Source organism: Streptomyces cahuitamycinicus, from assembly GCF_002891435.1.
In the GTDB taxonomy this organism is placed as follows: Bacteria; Actinomycetota; Actinomycetes; order Streptomycetales; family Streptomycetaceae; genus Streptomyces; species Streptomyces cahuitamycinicus.
The window spans coordinates 1-16,625 of record NZ_POUC01000162.1; the positions used below are offsets into that span (position 1 = coordinate 1).

Here is a 16,625-nt window from a genome sequence, read left to right on the forward strand (position 1 = left end):
GGGAGAGGGAGCCGGGGGGCGCGAGCCGTACGAGAAGGCGTGCGGCCCGGCCCCGCCAGGGCGCCTCGATGGCGGACGTCGCCCAGCTCGCCGGGGTCTCCTCCCAGACGGTCTCCCGCGTCTCGAACGGCTTCCCGGGCGTCACCGAGGACACCCGCGCGCAGGTCCTGGCCGCCATGCGGGAGCTGGGCTACCGCCCCAACAGCGCGGCCCGGGCGCTGCGCCGGGGAGAGTTCCGTACCCTCGGCGTGATCACCTTCTCCCTCTCCACCATGGGCAACATCCGCACCCTGGAGGCCATCGCCACCTCCGCCGCCGAGCACGGGTACGCCGTCACCCTGCTGCCGGTGGCCGTCCCGACCCAGGACGAGGTGAACGGTGCCTTCTCCCGGCTGGGCGAGCTCGCCGTGGACGCCGTCATCGTCATCATGGAGATCCACCTGCTCGACGCGGCGACCGTCTCTCTCCCGCCCGGCGTGCAGGTCGTGGTGGCCGATTCCGACGCCGGCGACCGCTACACCGTCGTCGACACCGACCAGGCCGGCGGCGCCCGGGACGCCGTACGGCACCTGCTGGACCTCGGCCACGACACGGTGTGGCACCTGGCCGGCCCGGAGGGCTCCTTCGCCGCCCAGCGCCGCGCCAACGCCTGGCGCACCACCCTCACCGAGGCGGGCCGCACCCCTCCGCCCCCGGTCCGCGGCGACTGGTCGGCCGAATCCGGCTACCGGGCGGGCCTGCTCCTCGCCGACGAGCCGGAGTGCACGGCGGTCTTCGCGGCCAACGACCAGATGGCCCTGGGCCTGCTCCGGGCCCTGCACGAACGGGGCCGCCGCGTCCCCGGCGACATCAGCGTCATCGGCTTCGACGACATCCCCGAGTCCGCGTCCTTCCTCCCGCCGCTCACCACCATCCACCAGGACTTCGCCGAGGTGGGGCGGCTCTGTGTGGAGGGGGTGCTCAGCAAGATGCGGCAGGACGGGGCGGAGCACGGGACGACGCTGGTGCCCACGCGGCTGGTGCGGCGGGCGAGTACGGCGGCGCCGCGGCCAGGGCGCCGACGCTGAAGAGCTCGACGACCTCGGTGGTCGAGGTCCGCACGTCCTTGGGGGAGTACCGGCGCACCGCCTGGTGGAAGGCTAAGCCGGGCTCGAGCGCCGCCCAGACCCGGCCCTCTTCGCCCACGGCGGCCCCGGCCTGGCCCCTCGCTTCGCCGGTCTCGCCGCAGCCCCGGACGGCTCCCTGTTCCTGTCGTCGAACGGGGAGGGCACGGTGCTGCGGCTGGCACCCGGCGCGTAGGGCCGGCAGGCCCGGTTCAGCGGCGGCGGCCCCGGGACGGCCTGCCTCGCCGCCCGTTCGGGGCCGAACCGGTGCGCGCGGGGGGCTTCTGGGCGGCCGGCGGGGCGAGCACGACGGGCACACCCGAGGGCTCCTGCGCCCCGGTGATGCGGTTCAGTTCGGCCTCGCCCGAGCGGACCCGGGTGACCTGCGGGGTGATGCCGGCGTCGGCCATCAGCCGCGTCATCTCGCGCCGCTGGTGGGGCAGGACCAGCGTGACGACGGTGCCGGACTCGCCGGCGCGGGCCGTACGGCCGCCGCGGTGCAGGTAGTCCTTGTGGTCGCCGGGCGGGTCCACGTTGACGACGAGGTCCAGGTTGTCGACGTGGATGCCGCGGGCGGCGACGTTGGTGGCCACCAGGACCGTGACCTCGCCGTCCTTGAACCGGGCCAGGGTCCGGGTGCGCTGCGACTGGGACTTCCCGCCGTGCAGGGCGGAGGCGCGCACCCCGGAGGCCAGCAGCTTCTTGGCGAGGCGGTCGGCGGCGTGCTTGGTGTCCAGGAACATGATCACGCGCCCGTCGCGGGCGGCGATGCGGGTCGTGGTGGCGTGCTTGTCGTCGTCCTCCACGTGCAGCAGGTGGTGCTCCATCGTGGTGACCGCGCCCGCGGAGGGGTCGACGGAGTGGACCACCGGGTCGTGCAGGTAGGTGCGGACCAGCCGGTCGACGTTGCGGTCCAGGGTGGCCGAGAACAGCATCCGCTGGCCGCCTGGGCGCACCTGGTCGAGCAGGGCGGTGACCTGCGGCATGAAGCCCATGTCGGTCATCTGGTCGGCCTCGTCGAGGACGGTGATCCCGACGTGGTCCAGGCGGCAGTCACCTCGGTCTATGAGGTCCTTGAGGCGGCCGGGCGTCGCGACGACGACGTCGGCGCCGGTGCGCAGCGCGTTCGCCTGCCGGCCGATCGGCATGCCGCCGACCACCGTGGTGAGCCGCAGTCGCAGCGCGCGGGCGAAGGGGGTGAGGGCGTCGGTGACCTGCTGGGCCAGCTCACGGGTGGGGACGAGGACGAGGGCCAGGGGCTGCCGCGGCTCGGCCCGCTGCCCGTCGACGCGGGCCAGCAGGGCGAGGCCGAAGGCGAGGGTCTTGCCCGAGCCGGTGCGGCCACGGCCCAGGACGTCACGGCCGGCCAGCGAGTTGGGGAGCGTCGCCGCCTGGATCGGGAACGGCGCGGTCAGGCCCTCGGCACGCAGCGCGGCCTGCAGCCGCTCGGGCAGGTCGAGGTCGTCGAACGCCTCGACGGCGGGCAGCGCCGGGGTGATGGTGGCGGGCGGTGCGAAGTCCCGGCTGGGGGCGGTGCGGTGTCCTCCGCGTCCGCCGCCCGAGGGGCGGGCGGCGCTACCCGCGCCGCCGGACTTGCGGGGCCGGTGCCCGTTGCCACGGGAGTGCGGGGAGCCGTTGTTCTTGCGAGCTGTGCGGTCCATGAGGAACCTTCCTCGATGCGGCACGCGTCGAGGAATGCGCGGCGGCGCCGGAGGGCCGCAGGATTCGCAAGAGTTGAGCCGGAGAAGAGCAAAACGAGCCGGGGCCCGCACCGCGAGGGTGCGGGCCCCGGTTCAGGGCGTTCGCGTACGCGTCAGGCGGGAACGATGTTCTCGGCCTGCGGGCCCTTCTGGCCCTGCGTGACGTCGAAGGTGACCTTCTGGCCTTCCTGGAGCTCACGGAAGCCCGAGGTGGCGATGTTCGAGTAGTGGGCGAACACGTCCGGACCGCCGCCCTCCTGCTCGATGAAGCCGAAGCCCTTTTCCGAGTTGAACCACTTCACGGTACCGGTAGCCATATGAATCTCCCTTGAGGGCAGTACTCAGGGCCCGCACCTTGCGGACCCGTAGTCGCCGATCTGATCACCCTAAGGAGATCCGAGAATCCTCGGAAACAAAAAAGAGTGCTCGTCGACAAAAGGTCGATAGAGCACTCGAAGTCTCTGGGAACCAAAACTGCAACGCGAGCCAAGGTAGCACAGCCCGGGCCGGATGGCCCGGCAATCTCGTCGGAGGCGGAGCGGCCCGCCCGGTCGTGCGGCGTCTTGATCGACTGCGTGGCGTGGTGCTTCACGGCCTGCCGTAGGCTGCCACCCAGATGTTCTCGGCGGTCCTGTTCACGCCCCGGCCCTTGGCGTCGGTGGCGTTGACGCTGTAGACGAGGGTGCGGGCGCCGTCGCGGGTGGAGGCGATGGCGGCGTTGTACCCCCAGCGCCCTCCCGTCTTGCCCCAGACCTCGCGCCCGCCCAGCACCATCATGGACAGGCCGGCGGAGTAGGCGGCCGGTTTCCCGGTCCCGAAGTCGGTCACCTCCGGCAGGGTGAACATCTCCTCCAGCAGCGGCCCGCGCACGATCCGCCCCCGGAACAGGGCGCCCGTGAAGCGCTCCAGGTCCGCGGTGGTCGAGACGATGTCCCCGGCCGCCCAGCCGTCCGTCGCCCCCCACACGGAGACGTCCCGGAGCCCGGTCGTGCCGTCGTCGAGGCGCATGGTCTGGTAGCCGTGGTTGTGCGGCCCGACGATGCGGGGGCCGGACCCCGGGAGGTAGGTGTCGCGCAGCCCGAGCGGCCCGAGCACCCGCCGGGCGACCTGACGCTCGTACGAGTCGTGGGTGACGCGCTCGATGAGCAGGCCGGTGACGGTGTAGCCGATGTTGAGGTAGTGCTGGTGTTCGCCCGGCGCGAACTCGGGCTTCTTGGCCGTCGCCGAGCGGACCATGTCCTCGGGGTCGTGGACGTGGAAACGGTTCGCGTACCACTCCTCGACGGTGGTGCCGGGGAAGTCCGGGGCCGGGATGCCGTGCGTGTGGTTGAGGAGCTGCCGGACGGTGACGTCCTCGTACGACGCCGGGATCAGCTCCGGCAGGTACGACCGGGCGCTGCGGTCCAGGTCCAGCCGTCCCTCTTCGGCCAGTTGCAGGGCGACCGCGGCGGTGAAGACCTTGGTCACGGACCCGGCCCGGAAGCGGGCGGCCGGATCGGCGGGCCGGCCGGTCACCAGATCGTGCACTCCCGAGCTGCCCCGCCAGGTGCCCTCCTCGCCGCCGACCCGCACGAGCGCGGCGGTGGCGTCGGCGCGGGGAAGGCCCGCGACGGCGGCTTCGAGGGCCGGGCCCGGGGACTGCGCGGCCGTCGGCGCGGCGGGGGCGGAGGCGGCGGCAGGGAGCGCGGACGGCCCCACGGCGATCCCCGCGACGAGCACGGCGGCGGTCAGCAGGCTGGTACGGATCTTCATGCGAACTCCGGTGAGGGGAGGCGATGTTGGGCGATGTCCTCATCCTCCGCAGCCGCGCCGTCCCGCGGATCGCCCCCGCCGGTGGTTCCGCGGTGTCATTTCCTCGCCGGGGCGGGGGAGGACCCGGCCCCGGCCGCTCCCCCGGGCGGGGGATCCCCGGCCGCGACGAGGCCGGTCTCGTAGGCGCAGATCACGGCCTGGATGCGGTCCCTGAGGCCCAGCTTCGCGAGCACGTTGCCCACGTGGGTCTTGACGGTGTGGTCGCTGACCACCAGCTCGGCGGCGATCTCGGCGTTCGACAGACCTCGCGCGAGCAGCAGCAGTGTCTCGCGCTCCCGGGCGGTCAAGGCGTCGAGCCGGGGGTCGGGCCGGCGGGCCCGGGCGGTGGCGGGCCGCGTGTACTGCTCGACCAGACGCCGGGCCACGGACGGGGCGAGCAGCGAGTCGCCCCGGGCGACGACCCGTACGGCGTGCACGAGGTCGTCCCGGCGGACGTCCTTGAGCAGGAAGCCGCTCGCACCCGCGTGCAGCGCGTCGTACACGTACTCGTCGGAGTCGAAGGTCGTCAGCATCACCGTCCGGCAGCCGCTCGCCGCGCTGATCGCCCGGCAGGCCTCGATGCCGTCCATGCGGGGCATCCGGATGTCGAGCAGCGCGATGTCGGGCGCGTGCCTGCGCACCGCGTCGACGGCCGCGCCGCCGTCACCCGCCTCGGCGACGACCTCGATGTCCGGCTGCGCGTCCAGGATCATCGCGAAGCCGCTGCGCACGAGCTCCTGGTCGTCGGCGACCACGACACGGATCGTCACGTCCGCACCTCCGCCGCGGCGGCCAGGGGGATCCGCACCCGCACCTCGAAGCCGCGCCCGTCCGCTCCCGGCCCGGCGACCGCACCGCCCCCGTGGGCCGCGGCCCGTTCCCGGATCCCGACGAGCCCGTGCCCGCCCCGGCGCGACACGGCCTGCGCCCCTCGCCCGTCATCGGTCACAGTGACCTCCACTTCGGTCTCCCCAACGATCAGTTCCACTGTCACGGTCTGCGCATCCGCATGCCTGACGACATTGGTCAGGGCCTCCTGGACCACCCGGTGGACGGTCACCCCTACCCCGTCGGCCACCGGCCCGGCGTCTCCGGCGGTCCGGTACACCACGTCGAGCCCGCTCCCGCGCACCCGGTCGAGGAGACCGGGCAGCGCGGCTAGACCGGGCTGCGGCGCGCGCGGGGCGGTGCCGTCGACCTCGTCGGCGCCGTCCCGCAGCAACCCCAGCATGTGACGCAGCTGCACCATGGCGTCCCGCCCGGTTGCGGAGATGGCGTCGAAGGCGGCCTCGGCCCGCTCGGGCGCGGCCCGTACCGCCACCGGCCCGGCCTCGGCCTGCACGATCATCAGGCTCACGGCGTGGGAGAGGATGTCGTGCATCTCCCGTGCGATCCGGGCCCGTTCGCGTGCCGCGGCCTGCTCGGCCTCGACGCGGTGGGCCCGCTGCCGGGCGTCGGTCAGCCGCCCGAAGACGTAGGCGGCGGCGAACACGAAGACGGAGAAGGTCAGTTCACGTGCCGACCGGGTGTTGAGCCACACGCCCACCGGCACGGCCACCACCAGCACCAGCCCGGCGATCAGCCGCTGCGGCGGGGCCGCCAGCGCGGCGATGCTGTAGGTGACCACCAGCCCGGTGTACGGCAGCGGCTGCCCGGGCCCGTCGACGGTCAGCCGGTACAGCAGGCTGGCGGCCAGCACCGCGAACAGCACCGCGAGCGGAGCGCGCCTGCGCCAGACCAGGGGCACGACGGTGAGCGTGCTCAGCCCGTACGCGGCCCAGGTCGCCGGGGGCAGCCCGGGCGCGCGCGGCAGGAGGAACGGCATGGTCATCGCACCCTGGACGAGCAGCGCGACGCCGATGTCGACCAGAAGCGGATGGGCCGCCGTGAGCACCCGGCCGCGTTCCCACCCCCCGCGCAGTTTCCCGCGTATGCCCATGGCGACGTACGCCCCCCAGTCTCGTGCGACCCGACTGCCGAACCGTAACGGGGCGTCGGCACGTCCGGCGCAGAGCTGAACCCGCGCGTCTGCCGAAGGAGTGCACGGAAGGCGGGCCGGATTTCGAGACCCTGCGCCGGGCGAGGGGGTACGGCCTCAGCGGTTAGGCTGACCGCGTGGAGCTCCTGCACCTGCGCTATTTCCTCGCCGTGGCCCAAGAGCTGAACTTCTCCACCGCGGCCCGCAAACTGCACATGGCGGCGTCCCCGTTGAGCCGGCGCATCAAGGATCTGGAGAACGAGGTCGGGCACCGGCTGTTCGACCGGGACACCCATCACGTGCGGCTCACCCCGGCCGGCAACGCGCTGCTGCCGATCGCGCGCGGGGTGCTGGAGCAGGTCGACTCCATCCGGTGGCGGCTGGACGAGACGGCCCGGCCGCGGCGGACCACCCTGCTGCTCGGCGTTCCCAGTGGCGTCCACCCCGACCTGCGGGAACGGATGGGCGCTCTCGCCGAGCGGGTCGGCGACCGGTTCGAGATCAAACGCTGGCCCGGCGGCACCGACCGGCTCGTCGACGCGGTGTGCGACGGCAGACTGGCGCTGACCCTGGCCCGGCTCCCGGCCGGCGGGGACCCGGCGCTGGAGCAGATGCCGGTGATGTCGGAGCGGCTGGGCGCGGTCGTGCCCCGGGACCGGTTCGCGGGACGCGAGTCCGTCGCCCTCGCGGAACTGGCCGGACTCGCCTACGCGGGGTCGCCGACGGCGTCGACCAACGCGTACTTCCGCGGGCTCGACCAGCAGCTCGCCGAACTCGGCATCAAAAAGCGCGTCGAACTGGGCAGCGCCACATTCGACGGGGTCTCCGAAATAGTGTCCGGCGGCCTGGCGTTCTCCATTTCCATGCTGGATCCCAGAAGCCCTGTGCAGAATCACCGTCTGGACAATGTCACGGTCCTTCCGTTCTCCGATTTCCATCCCCGTCTGGAGACCGGTCTGATCTGGCGCAAGGACCGTGCGCGCGGCGGTGACCTGGAGGAAGTCGTGTCCGCGGCCCGCGAGGTGTTCGCGGAACCGCTCTACTCCTAATCACCGTAAAACCTTCACTCAAAGCGGTATGACCACTGCGGTCATACCGCTTTTCGCTATTCGGTCATTCCATTCGTTTCCCTTCACCGGTTCTGAGGACTAACTTAGTTTCCAGATGCACACACATAGCGAACCGAGGAGTGAGGAAAACCGATGACTGACATCACCGACACTGTCGCCGGCCCGCTGGAGGGCGTCCGCGTGATCGACCTCTCGACCGTGGTGATGGGCCCCTACGCCGCCCAGATCCTCGGCGATCTGGGCGCCGACGTGATCAAGATCGAGTCGCCGTCCGACACCGTGCGCACCGGCCACTACCGCACGACCCCGGGCATGACCCCGCTGAACCTCAACGTCAACCGCAACAAGCGCAGCGTGTCCCTCAACCTCAAGGACGACACCGACCGCGAGCGCGCACTGCGGCTGATCGACACCGCGGACGTGCTGATCACCAACATGCGCCCCGGTGCCCTGCACCGCCTCGGCCTGTCCCACGACGACATCGCCGCCCGCAACCCCGGCCTCGTCTACGCACACGCCCAGGGCTTCCGCAGCGACTCGGACCGGGCCGGAAACGCCGCGTACGACGAGACCGTTCAGGCCGCCTCCGGCCTGGTCGACATCGCCGACCGGGCGCTCGGCGAGCCCGTCTACCTGCCGACCATCATCGGCGACAAGGTCTCCTCCCTGACCATCGCCTACAGCGTGCTGGCCGCCCTGCTGCACCGGAACAACACCGGCCAGGGCCAGCTCGTCGAGATCCCGATGACGGACACCCTGCTCGCGTTCAACCTGGTCGAGCACCTCGCGGGCCACACCCACGTGCCCGAGACGGGTCCCACCGGCTTCGGCCTGTCGATGCTCAAGGGCCACAAGGCCGTGCGCACCAAGGACGGCCTGGCCTGCGTCATGCCGTACAACCCGCACAACTACCGGGACTTCTTCACCGCCGCGGGGCGCCCGGACCTCGCCGAGGACCCGCGCGTGAACGGGGACGCCATCGACAGCGCCGACCACGAGGACCTGGCCGCGCTCCTGGAGAGCTGCGCCCCGGCCCTGACCACCGAGGAGTGGGCGGAGGTGTGCGCCAAGCACAGCATCCCGATGGCCCCCGTGCTGGAACTCGACCGCGCCCACGACGACCCCTACGTCCAGGGCGGTCACCTGCTCGACACCGTCGAGCACCCCACCGAGGGCGCGGTCCGCACCATCGGCATCCCGCTGCGCTTCTCCGCCACCCCCGGCTCGATCCGCCGTCTCGCACCGGTCGCGGGCCAGGACACCGAGGACGTCCTCGCCGAACTCGACGCCACCGCCCGCTGATTCACCACAGGAGGACAGTCATGAGCACCCCCACCCCTCCCGTCGTGCGCACCGAACGCATCGGCTCCACCCTGCTGATCACCCTCGACCGCCCCGAGGCCCGCAACGCCGTGAACGCGGCGACCGCCACCGCGCTGGCCGCCGCACTCGACGCACTGGAGGCCGACCCCACGCTGCGGGTCGGCGTCCTGACCGGCGAGGGCGGCACGTTCAGCGCCGGCATGGACCTCAAGGCCGCCCTGCGCGGCGAGTCGCCCGACATCGAGGGCCGCGGCTTCGGCGGCCTGACCGAGGCCCGGCCGGACAAGCCACTCATCGCCGCCGTCGAGGGCTTCGCCATGGGCGGCGGCTTCGAACTGGCCCTGGCCTGCGACCTGATCGTCGCCGCCGAGGACGCCCGGTTCGGCCTCCCCGAGGTCAAGCGCGGCCTGATCGCCGCGGGCGGCGGCGTGATCCGGCTGCCGCAGCGCATCCCGCACCACCTCGCGATGGAGCTTCTGCTGACCGGCGAACCCGTAGACGGCCGCCGGGCCGGCGAACTGGGCCTGGCCAACCGGGTCGCCGCCCAGGGGCAGGCCGTCGCCGAGGCGCTCCGGCTGGCCGAACGGGTCGCGCAGAACGCCCCGCTCGCGCTGACGGCCGTCAAGCGCGTCGTCCGCGCCGCCGACGGAGCGTCCGAGGAGGAGGCCTTCGCCTTCCAGCGCGGCGAGATGAAGACCCTGATGGCCTCGGACGACGTCCGCGAGGGCATGACCGCCTTCGCCGAGCGCCGGCCCGCGCGGTGGAACGGGCGGTGAGGCGGACATGAAGACCGAGGACGTACGACAGCACGTCACCACCCCTCTCACCAGCCCGGCGTACGCGCCGACGGTCCCGCGGTTCACCGACCGCGAGTACCTGAACATCGTCTACCGCACCGACCCCGACGCCCTGCGGGCCGTCGTCCCCGAGCCGCTGCGCGTCGACGAGCCGCTGGTCCGGTTCGAGGTCATGAAGATGGGCGACGTCAGCGGCTACGGCCCCTACACCGAGGCCGGCCAGGCGATCCCCGTCGGCTTCGAGGGTGAGCGGGGCGAGTACCTGCACGCGATGTACCTCGACAACTTCCCGGCGACCGCCTCCGGCCGCGAGGTCTCCGCCTACCCGAAGGTCATCGGCTCCCCGGCGCTGTACGTCGACTCCGGCGCGCTCGTCGGCACCCTCGACCACGGCAGCCTGCGGGTCGCCGCCGCGACCATGGGCTACAAGCACCACGAGCTGGACCGGCGCGACGCCGAGGAACAGATCACCGTGCCGGCCTTCATGCTCAAGACCGTCCCCGGTTACGACGGTTCGCCGCGCGTGCAGGAACTCGTCCGCACCCGCATCACGGACGTCACCGTCAAGGGCGCGTGGACCGGCCCCGCCCGGCTCCAGCTGTTCCAGCACGTGCTCGCCCCGCTGGCCGATCTGCCGGTGCTGGAGGTCGTCTCCGCGAGCCACATCCTCACCGACCTGACGCTCGGGGGCGCCGAGCCGGTCCACGACTACCTGAGGGGAGCCGCCTCATGACCCGCACCATCCGCACGGCAGCGGTGATCGGCGCCGGGACCATCGGACTGTCCTGGACGGCCTTGTTCGCCGCGCACGGCCTGACCGTCCGGGTGAGCGACCCGCGCGAGGACCTCGCCGAGGCGGTCACCGAGGCCCTGGCCCGGTACGCCCCGCACCTGGCCGCCCGCGGCCTCGACGTGACGGACCTCGCCGACCGGGTGCACATCGCCGCCGACGTCACCGAAGCGGCCCGGGACGCGGACGTCGTCCAGGAGAACGGCCCCGAGCGGGCCGGATTCAAGAAGGACCTGTTCGCCACGCTCGCCCGCGAGGCACCCGATCACGCCCTGCTGCTCAGCTCGTCCTCGGCGATCCCGTCGACCGCGTTCACGGGGGAGCTGTCCGACGGGGACGCCGCCCGCGTGCTGATCGGCCACCCGTTCAACCCGCCGCACCTGGTCCCGCTCGTGGAGGTCGTCCCCGGCGAACGCACCGGTGAGGAAGCCGTTCGGGCGACCGTGGACTTCTACGCCTCGGTCGGCCGCACGCCGGTCGTCGAGCGCAAGGAGATCGCCGGGTTCGTCGGCAACCGCCTGCAGAACGCGCTCAGCCGGGAGGCGGTGTACCTCGTCGAGCAGGGCGTGGTCACCCCCGAGGACCTCGACAAGGTCATGACGAACTCGCTGGGCCTGCGCTGGGCCACGGTCGGGCCGTTCCTCGGCTCGCACCTGGGCGGCGGACCCGGCGGCTACCGGCACCTGGTCGAGCACATCGGCATGTCGATGCAGCACACGGGGGCGGGCCCCGGCACCCCGCCGCGGAACGAGGAAGAACAGGAACGGCTCATCCGGGCCGTGGAAAAGGCCTACGGCTCCTCCACGTACTCGGAACTCACCGAGACGCGCGACCGCAGGCAACTGGCTGTCCTGGCCGCCCTGGACAGCGCCGACAAGGAGGAGAACTGAGATGACCACCACCATGGAACAGCTGGAGGACCGGACGGCCGCCGACTTCTACGGCTACGAGGCGCTGCTGCCGGACGAGGAGCGCAAGATCCTCCTCAAGGCCCGCGCCCTCATGCGCGACCGGGTCAAGCCGCTGGTGAACGAGAACTGGGCCAAGGGCGAGTTCCCGGAGGAACTCATCGGCCTGTTCCGCGAGAGCGGCCTGGCCGGTCTGCCCTACGAGGGCTACGGCGAGCACCGTCCCGCCGCCAGCAACCTGCTCAGCGGTCTGCTCGCCCTGGAGATGACCCGCACCGACGCCTCGGTGTCGACGTTCTTCGGCGTCCACAACGGCCTGGCGATGTACTCCATCCACTCCGGCGGCGACCAGGAGCAGCGCGACCGCTGGCTCCCGGCGATGGCCGCGATGGACAAGATCGGCGCGTTCGCCATGACCGAGCCGCTCGGCGGCTCCGACGTCGCGGGCGGGATGCGCACCACCGCCCGGCGCGAGGGCGACACCTGGGTCCTGGACGGCGCCAAGAAGTGGATCGGCAACGCCACCTTCGCCGACTACGTCGTGGTGTGGGCCCGGGACGTCGACGACAACCACGTCAAGGGCTTCGTCGTGGAGAAGGGCACGCCCGGTTTCGCCCCGGAGAAGATCGAGGGCAAGACCGCCTTCCGGATCGTGGAGAACGCCGAGATCACCCTGACCGGCGTCCGGGTACCGGAGGCCGACCGCCTGCAGAACATCAACTCCTTCCGCGACGTCGCGGAGATCCTGCGCGCGACGCGCAGTGGGGTGGCCTGGCAGGCCCTCGGCGTCATGGCCGGCGCCTATGAACTGGCCCTCGGCTACGCCCGGGAGCGCCGTCAGTTCGGCCGTCCGATCGGCGGCTTCCAGCTCGTGCAGGACCTGCTGGTGAAGAGCCTGGGCAACATCACCGCGTCCTGGGGGATGCTGGTGCAGCTCGCCCGGCTCCAGGACGCCGGGATCTTCCGCGACGAACACTCCGCGCTGGCCAAGGCGTTCGTCACCTCCCGGATGCGGGAGGTCGTGGCCTGGAGCCGTGAGATCTTCGGCGGCAACGGCATCCTCCTGGAGCACGACATCGCCCGCTTCTTCGCCGACGCCGAGGCGATCTACTCCTTCGAGGGAACCCGCGAGATGAACACCCTGATCGTCGGCAAGTCGATCACCGGAGAGAGCGCCTTCGTCTGACCTCGGGCGCATGCCGGAACGAATCAACCCCGGGTCTCCACCCGGGGTTTCGTCCTGCCGACGGGCATACTGCGTGGCCGCCCGGCCCCCGGTCCCGTACGGTCGGGGCGGTGAGCAGGAGACGCTACGTGGCCAGGGGTGTGCCCGGCGGCTACCGCATCTGGGACAACCGGGGGCGCCGCTGGTGGGGCGACCTCTACGAGTTGTGCCCCGACGACCTCTTGGCCGAGCTCAACGGTCAGGCGGACCAGACGCGGATCACCGCGCTGATGAAGCGCTACCGGGCGCAGAAGCGATGAGCGCCCGGAGCACATCCCCGTGAAACGCGGCGGGCGCGGCGTCGGCTCCGCGCGCCGCCGGCCGTCTCACCGAGGCACGAGCTTCTCGAAGAAGAACTCGTGCTTGAGGAACGACGTCGCGTGCTCCGCCCCCGGATACGGTGGCACGAGCGGGGACGCCTGGAAGAGCCGCCAACCGTCCTCCAGGGCGCCGACCCCCGTCTCGTACGGCGGTTCGTCGCTGTCACCGGTCGTCGGGCGGGCCGAGCCCGTGCCGTCGTAGCGGGCCCATCCGACGACCTTGGAGTCGAGGGCGGAGGTGTCGAGGTACAGGACGAGGACCTGCTGCCGGGTGGTGGTCATGCCGTGCTCCTCGGTGCGGCGTGCGCGGCGGGCCGGTTGGTGATGCGGGTGGCCCAGTGGTCGATGTCGAAGCCGGGGTCGGCGGTCAGGGAGCGCCACAGCAGGATCCGGTTGTGGATCTCCAGCCGGGCGGTGGCCTGCTCGTACCAGGGGAAGGTGCGCCGCAACTCCTCGCGGACAGCGGGGGAGTCCACGTCCCGCGTGTCCCACAGCCGCACCTGTGGCACGGTCGGATTGAAGCGGATCTTGTACATGTGGCGGACGGTGTCGCTGTCGTTGCGCCGCCCGCCGTGCCAGATGCCGTGGTGCAGCAGGAGCACGGTCCCGGCCGGGCAGGTCAGCCGGGTCTGGCCGCGCAGGTTCTGGTAGCGGCCGGTGTCGGACTCGTTGGTCCGGCGCAGATGGCTGCCCGGGACGACGAGCGTGCCGCCCATGGAGGCGGTGACCTCCTGCGGGTAGTACATGAGCTGCACGTCGAACGCGTCGGCCCGCACATCGATGAGGGCGTCGGCGTGCAACGGCTGCGCGCTGCCCTCGTGGGGCAGGCGGGTGTGGACGAAATGGTGGTCGACGGCTGGGTCCGGCCCCACCAGGCTGTCCAACGCGCCTGCCAAAGAAGGCAGTTCGAGAAGACGCCGGGTGAGGGAGCCCTCGGGGAAGGCCGCAGGTACGGGAGTTCCGTACGGCACGGCGGGCAGCCCCCCGGCGGCGAACGCACCGAGCGCCTCCTCGTTCAATTCCCCGGGCACGACGCCGTCGAGGCGCAGGAATCCGTGGGCCGTGAACCGCGCCACCTCGGCGGAGCTCAGCAGCTGTTTCGTGGTTGGCATGAAGCAACCGTAGAAGCGCAGGGGCGGGCTGTCGTGGGGCGTAATCGGCAACCACTGGTAATTTTCCACCATGCCGACCTTCGTGGAACTGCCCCTCGAACTGCCGCCCGACCTGGTCCACGCGGGCGTGGGTGTGCACGGCTCCGCCGGCCCGCACGAGGTCTTCCGTCTCCCGCACCTGTGGCAGCTCCACCTCTACGGCTACTCCGGCACCCTGGAGTTCGGCGGCGCGCGGCACCCGATCCGCCCCGGGCACCTCAGTCTCGTACCGCCCGGCACGGAGGTGCACTTCCACTACGACGCCCCGCGCTGCGAGCACCTGTACGCCCACTTCCGGCTGCCGGGTGACGGGGAGCGGCACCCGGTCCCGGCGATGCAGGACGCCGGCGCCGAGGCGGGCGTGCTGAGCGCACTGCTGCGCCAGACGATCGCGGCGTGCGCGCAGTCCCCGGCCCGGGCCTCCGCGGAACTGTGGACGGCACTGTGGCGCACGACCGGTCTGGCCGATGCCGCCGAGACACCCTCCGGGTCCCGGCACCCGGCGCTGCGGGCGGCCATGGCCCATATCGAGGAGCACCTGGCGGATTCGCTGAACGTTCCCGGGATCGCCCGGGCCGCCGGGGTGTCGCACACGCACCTGACCCGGCTGTTCCGCGAGGAGACGGGGCGCACGGTCGTCGGCTACGTCCGGCGCCGCCGCATGGAACGCGCCCGTCACCTGCTCATCGCCTCGACGCTGGCGATCCCGGCAGTCGCCGCGACGGTCGGGATCCCCGACCTCCAGGCGTTCAACAAGACCTGCCGCAAGGAACTCGGCGCGTCCCCGCGCGCCGTGCGGCAGGCAGCGGGCGCTTAGGGGGCTTCTGAACCTTTGTGCGATCACCGAGCGTGGGCGTGCGCTAGGATTCTTTACCGAGCTCTTATGCTCGGTTGAGCGGTGCCGCGCACAGTCGCGCCGGCCGCTCGGTTCGTCGACAGTGGCCGCCCGGCTTTCCGGGCCGGCGTGAGGGGGGCGTGACATGGGGCGAGTGGTGCCTGTCCGCGTCCACAACGCCGCCCGTGACGGCGTCCCTGATACCGACCGCTCCGCGTGAGCGGTCTCCTCTCTCTCTGAGGTGCGACGCCTGACGCGTGCCGCCCGACGCGTGACGGTCGACGCCTGACGCCTGATGTCCAGGGGCGTGGCGCATCACGCGTACGAGCGCCGCTGACGGCCGGAGCGGAGCACGCCGCCGACGCCGCAGCACCGCGTCTCCGGCCCCGCCGCCTCGACACGAGGTCACACGCCCCGTCCCACCGCTCACCGAGCCGTACTCAAGGGCGATCCGCCCACTGGCACAGACGCCGCAGACCCGATCAACGGAGGTCAGACGCCCGTGCACGACACCACCGCCATGCTCATCGAACTCGGGGCGATTATCCTCGCCCTGGGACTCCTGGGACGCTTCGCCGGACGGGTGGGCTTCTCGCCCATCCCCCTGTACCTGCTGGCCGGACTCGCCTTCGGCCAGGGCGGCATCCTGCCGCTCCAGGCCAGCGAGGAGTTCGTCGCCACCGGCGCCGAGATAGGCGTCATACTCCTGCTGCTCCTGCTCGGCCTGGAGTACAGCGCCTCCGAACTCGTCACCACACTGAAGACCCAGTACCCCTCCGGGGCCGTGGACTTCGTCCTCAACGCCGTGCCGGGGGCGGCCATGGCGTTCCTGCTGGGCTGGGGGCCGGTCGCCGCCGTCGCCCTGGCCGGGGTCACCTGGATCTCGTCGTCCGGGGTCATCGCGAAGGTGCTCGGTGATCTGCGCCGGCTCGGCAACCGCGAGACGCCGGTCGTCCTCGGTGTGCTGGTCCTGGAGGACCTGGCCATGGCGGTCTACCTGCCCATCCTCACCGCCCTGCTGGCCGGGGTGGGTCTCGCGGGCGGCGCGGTCACCCTGCTGATCTCGCTGGGCACCGTGGGCGCCGTCCTCTACGTGGCGCTGCGCCACGGCCGCCTGGTCAGTCGCGCCGTGTCCTCGGACAACGCCGAGATGCTCCTGCTCGCCGTCCTCGGCCTGACCCTGCTCGTCGCCGGGCTCGCGCAGCAGCTGCACGTCTCCGCGGCCGTCGGCGCGTTCCTGGTCGGCATCGCCCTGTCCGGCGAGGTCGCCGAGGGCGCCAGCAGCCTCCTCACTCCGCTGCGGGACCTGTTCGCCGCGGTGTTCTTCGTCTTCTTCGGACTGAACACCGACCCGGCCGCCATCCCGCCCGTGCTGCTGCCCGCGCTCGCCCTGGCCGCCGTCACCACCCTGACGAAGATCGCCACCGGCTACTGGGCCTCCCGCCGGGCCGGGATCTCGCCCAAGGGCCGCTGGCGCGCGGGCGGCACGCTGGTCGCACGCGGCGAGTTCTCCATCGTCATCGCCGGGCTCGCGGTCGGCGCCGAACCCCGCATCGGCCCGCTGGCCACCGCCTACGTCCTGATCCTGGTCATTCTCGGTCCCCTCGCGGCCCGTTGGACCGAACCCCTGGCCC

The 16,625-nt window shown here is 72.1% G+C and carries 17 protein-coding genes; 10 read left to right on the forward strand and 7 right to left on the reverse strand.

Annotated features, from left to right (window positions below):
- Positions 1-68: 68 nt before the first annotated feature.
- Entirely contained in the window at positions 69-1,067 is a 999-nt protein-coding gene (locus tag C1J00_RS21735) for a LacI family DNA-binding transcriptional regulator (protein WP_102910746.1), read from the forward strand.
- A 248-nt stretch (positions 1,068-1,315) separates the two neighbouring features.
- On the opposite strand, the gene C1J00_RS21745 is transcribed toward C1J00_RS21735, so the two are convergent.
- From C1J00_RS21745 to C1J00_RS21765, 5 genes are all read right to left on the reverse strand, one after another.
- Positions 1,316-2,764 (reverse strand): DEAD/DEAH box helicase, encoded by a 1,449-nt coding sequence (locus C1J00_RS21745; protein ID WP_102910747.1) that lies wholly within the window; start codon positions 2,762-2,764, stop codon positions 1,316-1,318.
- Positions 2,765-2,916: 152 nt separating this feature from the next.
- Entirely contained in the window at positions 2,917-3,120 is a 204-nt protein-coding gene (locus tag C1J00_RS21750) for a cold-shock protein (RefSeq protein ID WP_003991681.1), read from the reverse strand.
- 271 nt (positions 3,121-3,391) lie between these two features.
- Positions 3,392-4,555: a serine hydrolase domain-containing protein gene (locus tag C1J00_RS21755; RefSeq protein ID WP_102910748.1), complete on the reverse strand. Its 1,164-nt coding sequence runs from the start codon at positions 4,553-4,555 to the stop codon at positions 3,392-3,394.
- 95 nt (positions 4,556-4,650) lie between these two features.
- Positions 4,651-5,364, reverse strand: coding sequence for a response regulator (locus C1J00_RS21760; RefSeq protein ID WP_102910749.1), 714 nt, complete (start codon positions 5,362-5,364; stop codon positions 4,651-4,653).
- Positions 5,361-6,533 (reverse strand): sensor histidine kinase, encoded by a 1,173-nt coding sequence (locus tag C1J00_RS21765; protein ID WP_102910750.1) that lies wholly within the window; start codon positions 6,531-6,533, stop codon positions 5,361-5,363. The genes C1J00_RS21760 and C1J00_RS21765 overlap by 4 nt, the downstream gene beginning before the upstream one ends.
- Before the next feature lie 176 nt (positions 6,534-6,709).
- Between C1J00_RS21765 and C1J00_RS21770 the strand changes: the two genes are divergently transcribed.
- From C1J00_RS21770 to C1J00_RS21800, 7 genes are all read left to right on the forward strand, one after another.
- Positions 6,710-7,621, forward strand: a complete 912-nt coding sequence (locus C1J00_RS21770; RefSeq protein WP_102910751.1) for a LysR family transcriptional regulator — start codon at positions 6,710-6,712, stop codon at positions 7,619-7,621.
- Positions 7,622-7,774: 153 nt separating this feature from the next.
- A complete protein-coding gene (locus C1J00_RS21775) occupies positions 7,775-8,944 on the forward strand; it encodes a CaiB/BaiF CoA transferase family protein (protein ID WP_102910752.1) in 1,170 nt (389 codons plus the stop codon).
- 20 nt (positions 8,945-8,964) lie between these two features.
- Complete coding sequence (locus C1J00_RS21780) at positions 8,965-9,741, forward strand: crotonase/enoyl-CoA hydratase family protein (protein WP_102910753.1); 777 nt, start codon at positions 8,965-8,967, stop codon at positions 9,739-9,741.
- A 7-nt stretch (positions 9,742-9,748) separates the two neighbouring features.
- Positions 9,749-10,495 (forward strand): acetoacetate decarboxylase, encoded by a 747-nt coding sequence (locus tag C1J00_RS21785; RefSeq protein ID WP_102910754.1) that lies wholly within the window; start codon positions 9,749-9,751, stop codon positions 10,493-10,495.
- Positions 10,492-11,442, forward strand: a complete 951-nt coding sequence (locus C1J00_RS21790; protein ID WP_102910755.1) for a 3-hydroxyacyl-CoA dehydrogenase NAD-binding domain-containing protein — start codon at positions 10,492-10,494, stop codon at positions 11,440-11,442. Before C1J00_RS21785 ends, C1J00_RS21790 begins: the two co-directional genes overlap by 4 nt.
- Before the next feature lies 1 nt (position 11,443).
- Positions 11,444-12,646: an acyl-CoA dehydrogenase family protein gene (locus C1J00_RS21795; protein WP_102910756.1), complete on the forward strand. Its 1,203-nt coding sequence runs from the start codon at positions 11,444-11,446 to the stop codon at positions 12,644-12,646.
- A gap of 110 nt (positions 12,647-12,756) precedes the next feature.
- Complete coding sequence (locus C1J00_RS21800) at positions 12,757-12,945, forward strand: hypothetical protein (protein WP_102910757.1); 189 nt, start codon at positions 12,757-12,759, stop codon at positions 12,943-12,945.
- A gap of 66 nt (positions 12,946-13,011) precedes the next feature.
- Here C1J00_RS21800 and C1J00_RS21805 read toward each other — a convergent pair whose 3' ends face one another.
- Positions 13,012-13,287: a hypothetical protein gene (locus C1J00_RS21805; RefSeq protein WP_102910758.1), complete on the reverse strand. Its 276-nt coding sequence runs from the start codon at positions 13,285-13,287 to the stop codon at positions 13,012-13,014.
- Complete coding sequence (locus C1J00_RS21810) at positions 13,284-14,117, reverse strand: phytanoyl-CoA dioxygenase family protein (RefSeq protein WP_180989641.1); 834 nt, start codon at positions 14,115-14,117, stop codon at positions 13,284-13,286. The genes C1J00_RS21805 and C1J00_RS21810 overlap by 4 nt, the downstream gene beginning before the upstream one ends.
- A 70-nt stretch (positions 14,118-14,187) precedes the next feature.
- Between C1J00_RS21810 and C1J00_RS21815 the strand changes: the two genes are divergently transcribed.
- Both C1J00_RS21815 and C1J00_RS21820 read left to right on the forward strand, forming a co-directional pair.
- On the forward strand, positions 14,188-14,973 hold the full coding sequence (locus C1J00_RS21815; protein WP_102910759.1) for an AraC family transcriptional regulator: 786 nt from the start codon (positions 14,188-14,190) through the stop codon (positions 14,971-14,973).
- A gap of 520 nt (positions 14,974-15,493) precedes the next feature.
- Positions 15,494-16,625 (forward strand): cation:proton antiporter (locus C1J00_RS21820; RefSeq protein WP_102910760.1); only part of this gene is annotated, 1,132 nt, incomplete at its 3' end.

What these genes read in the sequence shown, in the direction of transcription:
- C1J00_RS21805 (WP_102910758.1), bottom strand. Translation starts at nt 13,287, where the DNA reads ATGACCACCACCCGGCAGCAGGTCCTCGTCCTGTACCTCGACACCTCC.
- C1J00_RS21775 (WP_102910752.1), top strand. Translation starts at nt 7,775, where the DNA reads ATGACTGACATCACCGACACTGTCGCCGGCCCGCTGGAGGGCGTCCGC.
- C1J00_RS21815 (WP_102910759.1), top strand. Translation starts at nt 14,188, where the DNA reads ATGCCGACCTTCGTGGAACTGCCCCTCGAACTGCCGCCCGACCTGGTC.
- C1J00_RS21790 (WP_102910755.1), top strand. Translation starts at nt 10,492, where the DNA reads ATGACCCGCACCATCCGCACGGCAGCGGTGATCGGCGCCGGGACCATC.
- C1J00_RS21780 (WP_102910753.1), top strand. Translation starts at nt 8,965, where the DNA reads ATGAGCACCCCCACCCCTCCCGTCGTGCGCACCGAACGCATCGGCTCC.
- C1J00_RS21750 (WP_003991681.1), bottom strand. Translation starts at nt 3,120, where the DNA reads ATGGCTACCGGTACCGTGAAGTGGTTCAACTCGGAAAAGGGCTTCGGC.
- C1J00_RS21795 (WP_102910756.1), top strand. Translation starts at nt 11,444, where the DNA reads ATGACCACCACCATGGAACAGCTGGAGGACCGGACGGCCGCCGACTTC.
- C1J00_RS21735 (WP_102910746.1), top strand. Translation starts at nt 69, where the DNA reads ATGGCGGACGTCGCCCAGCTCGCCGGGGTCTCCTCCCAGACGGTCTCC.
- C1J00_RS21810 (WP_180989641.1), bottom strand. Translation starts at nt 14,117, where the DNA reads ATGCCAACCACGAAACAGCTGCTGAGCTCCGCCGAGGTGGCGCGGTTC.
- C1J00_RS21745 (WP_102910747.1), bottom strand. Translation starts at nt 2,764, where the DNA reads ATGGACCGCACAGCTCGCAAGAACAACGGCTCCCCGCACTCCCGTGGC.
- C1J00_RS21765 (WP_102910750.1), bottom strand. Translation starts at nt 6,533, where the DNA reads ATGGGCATACGCGGGAAACTGCGCGGGGGGTGGGAACGCGGCCGGGTG.
- C1J00_RS21785 (WP_102910754.1), top strand. Translation starts at nt 9,749, where the DNA reads ATGAAGACCGAGGACGTACGACAGCACGTCACCACCCCTCTCACCAGC.
- C1J00_RS21755 (WP_102910748.1), bottom strand. Translation starts at nt 4,555, where the DNA reads ATGAAGATCCGTACCAGCCTGCTGACCGCCGCCGTGCTCGTCGCGGGG.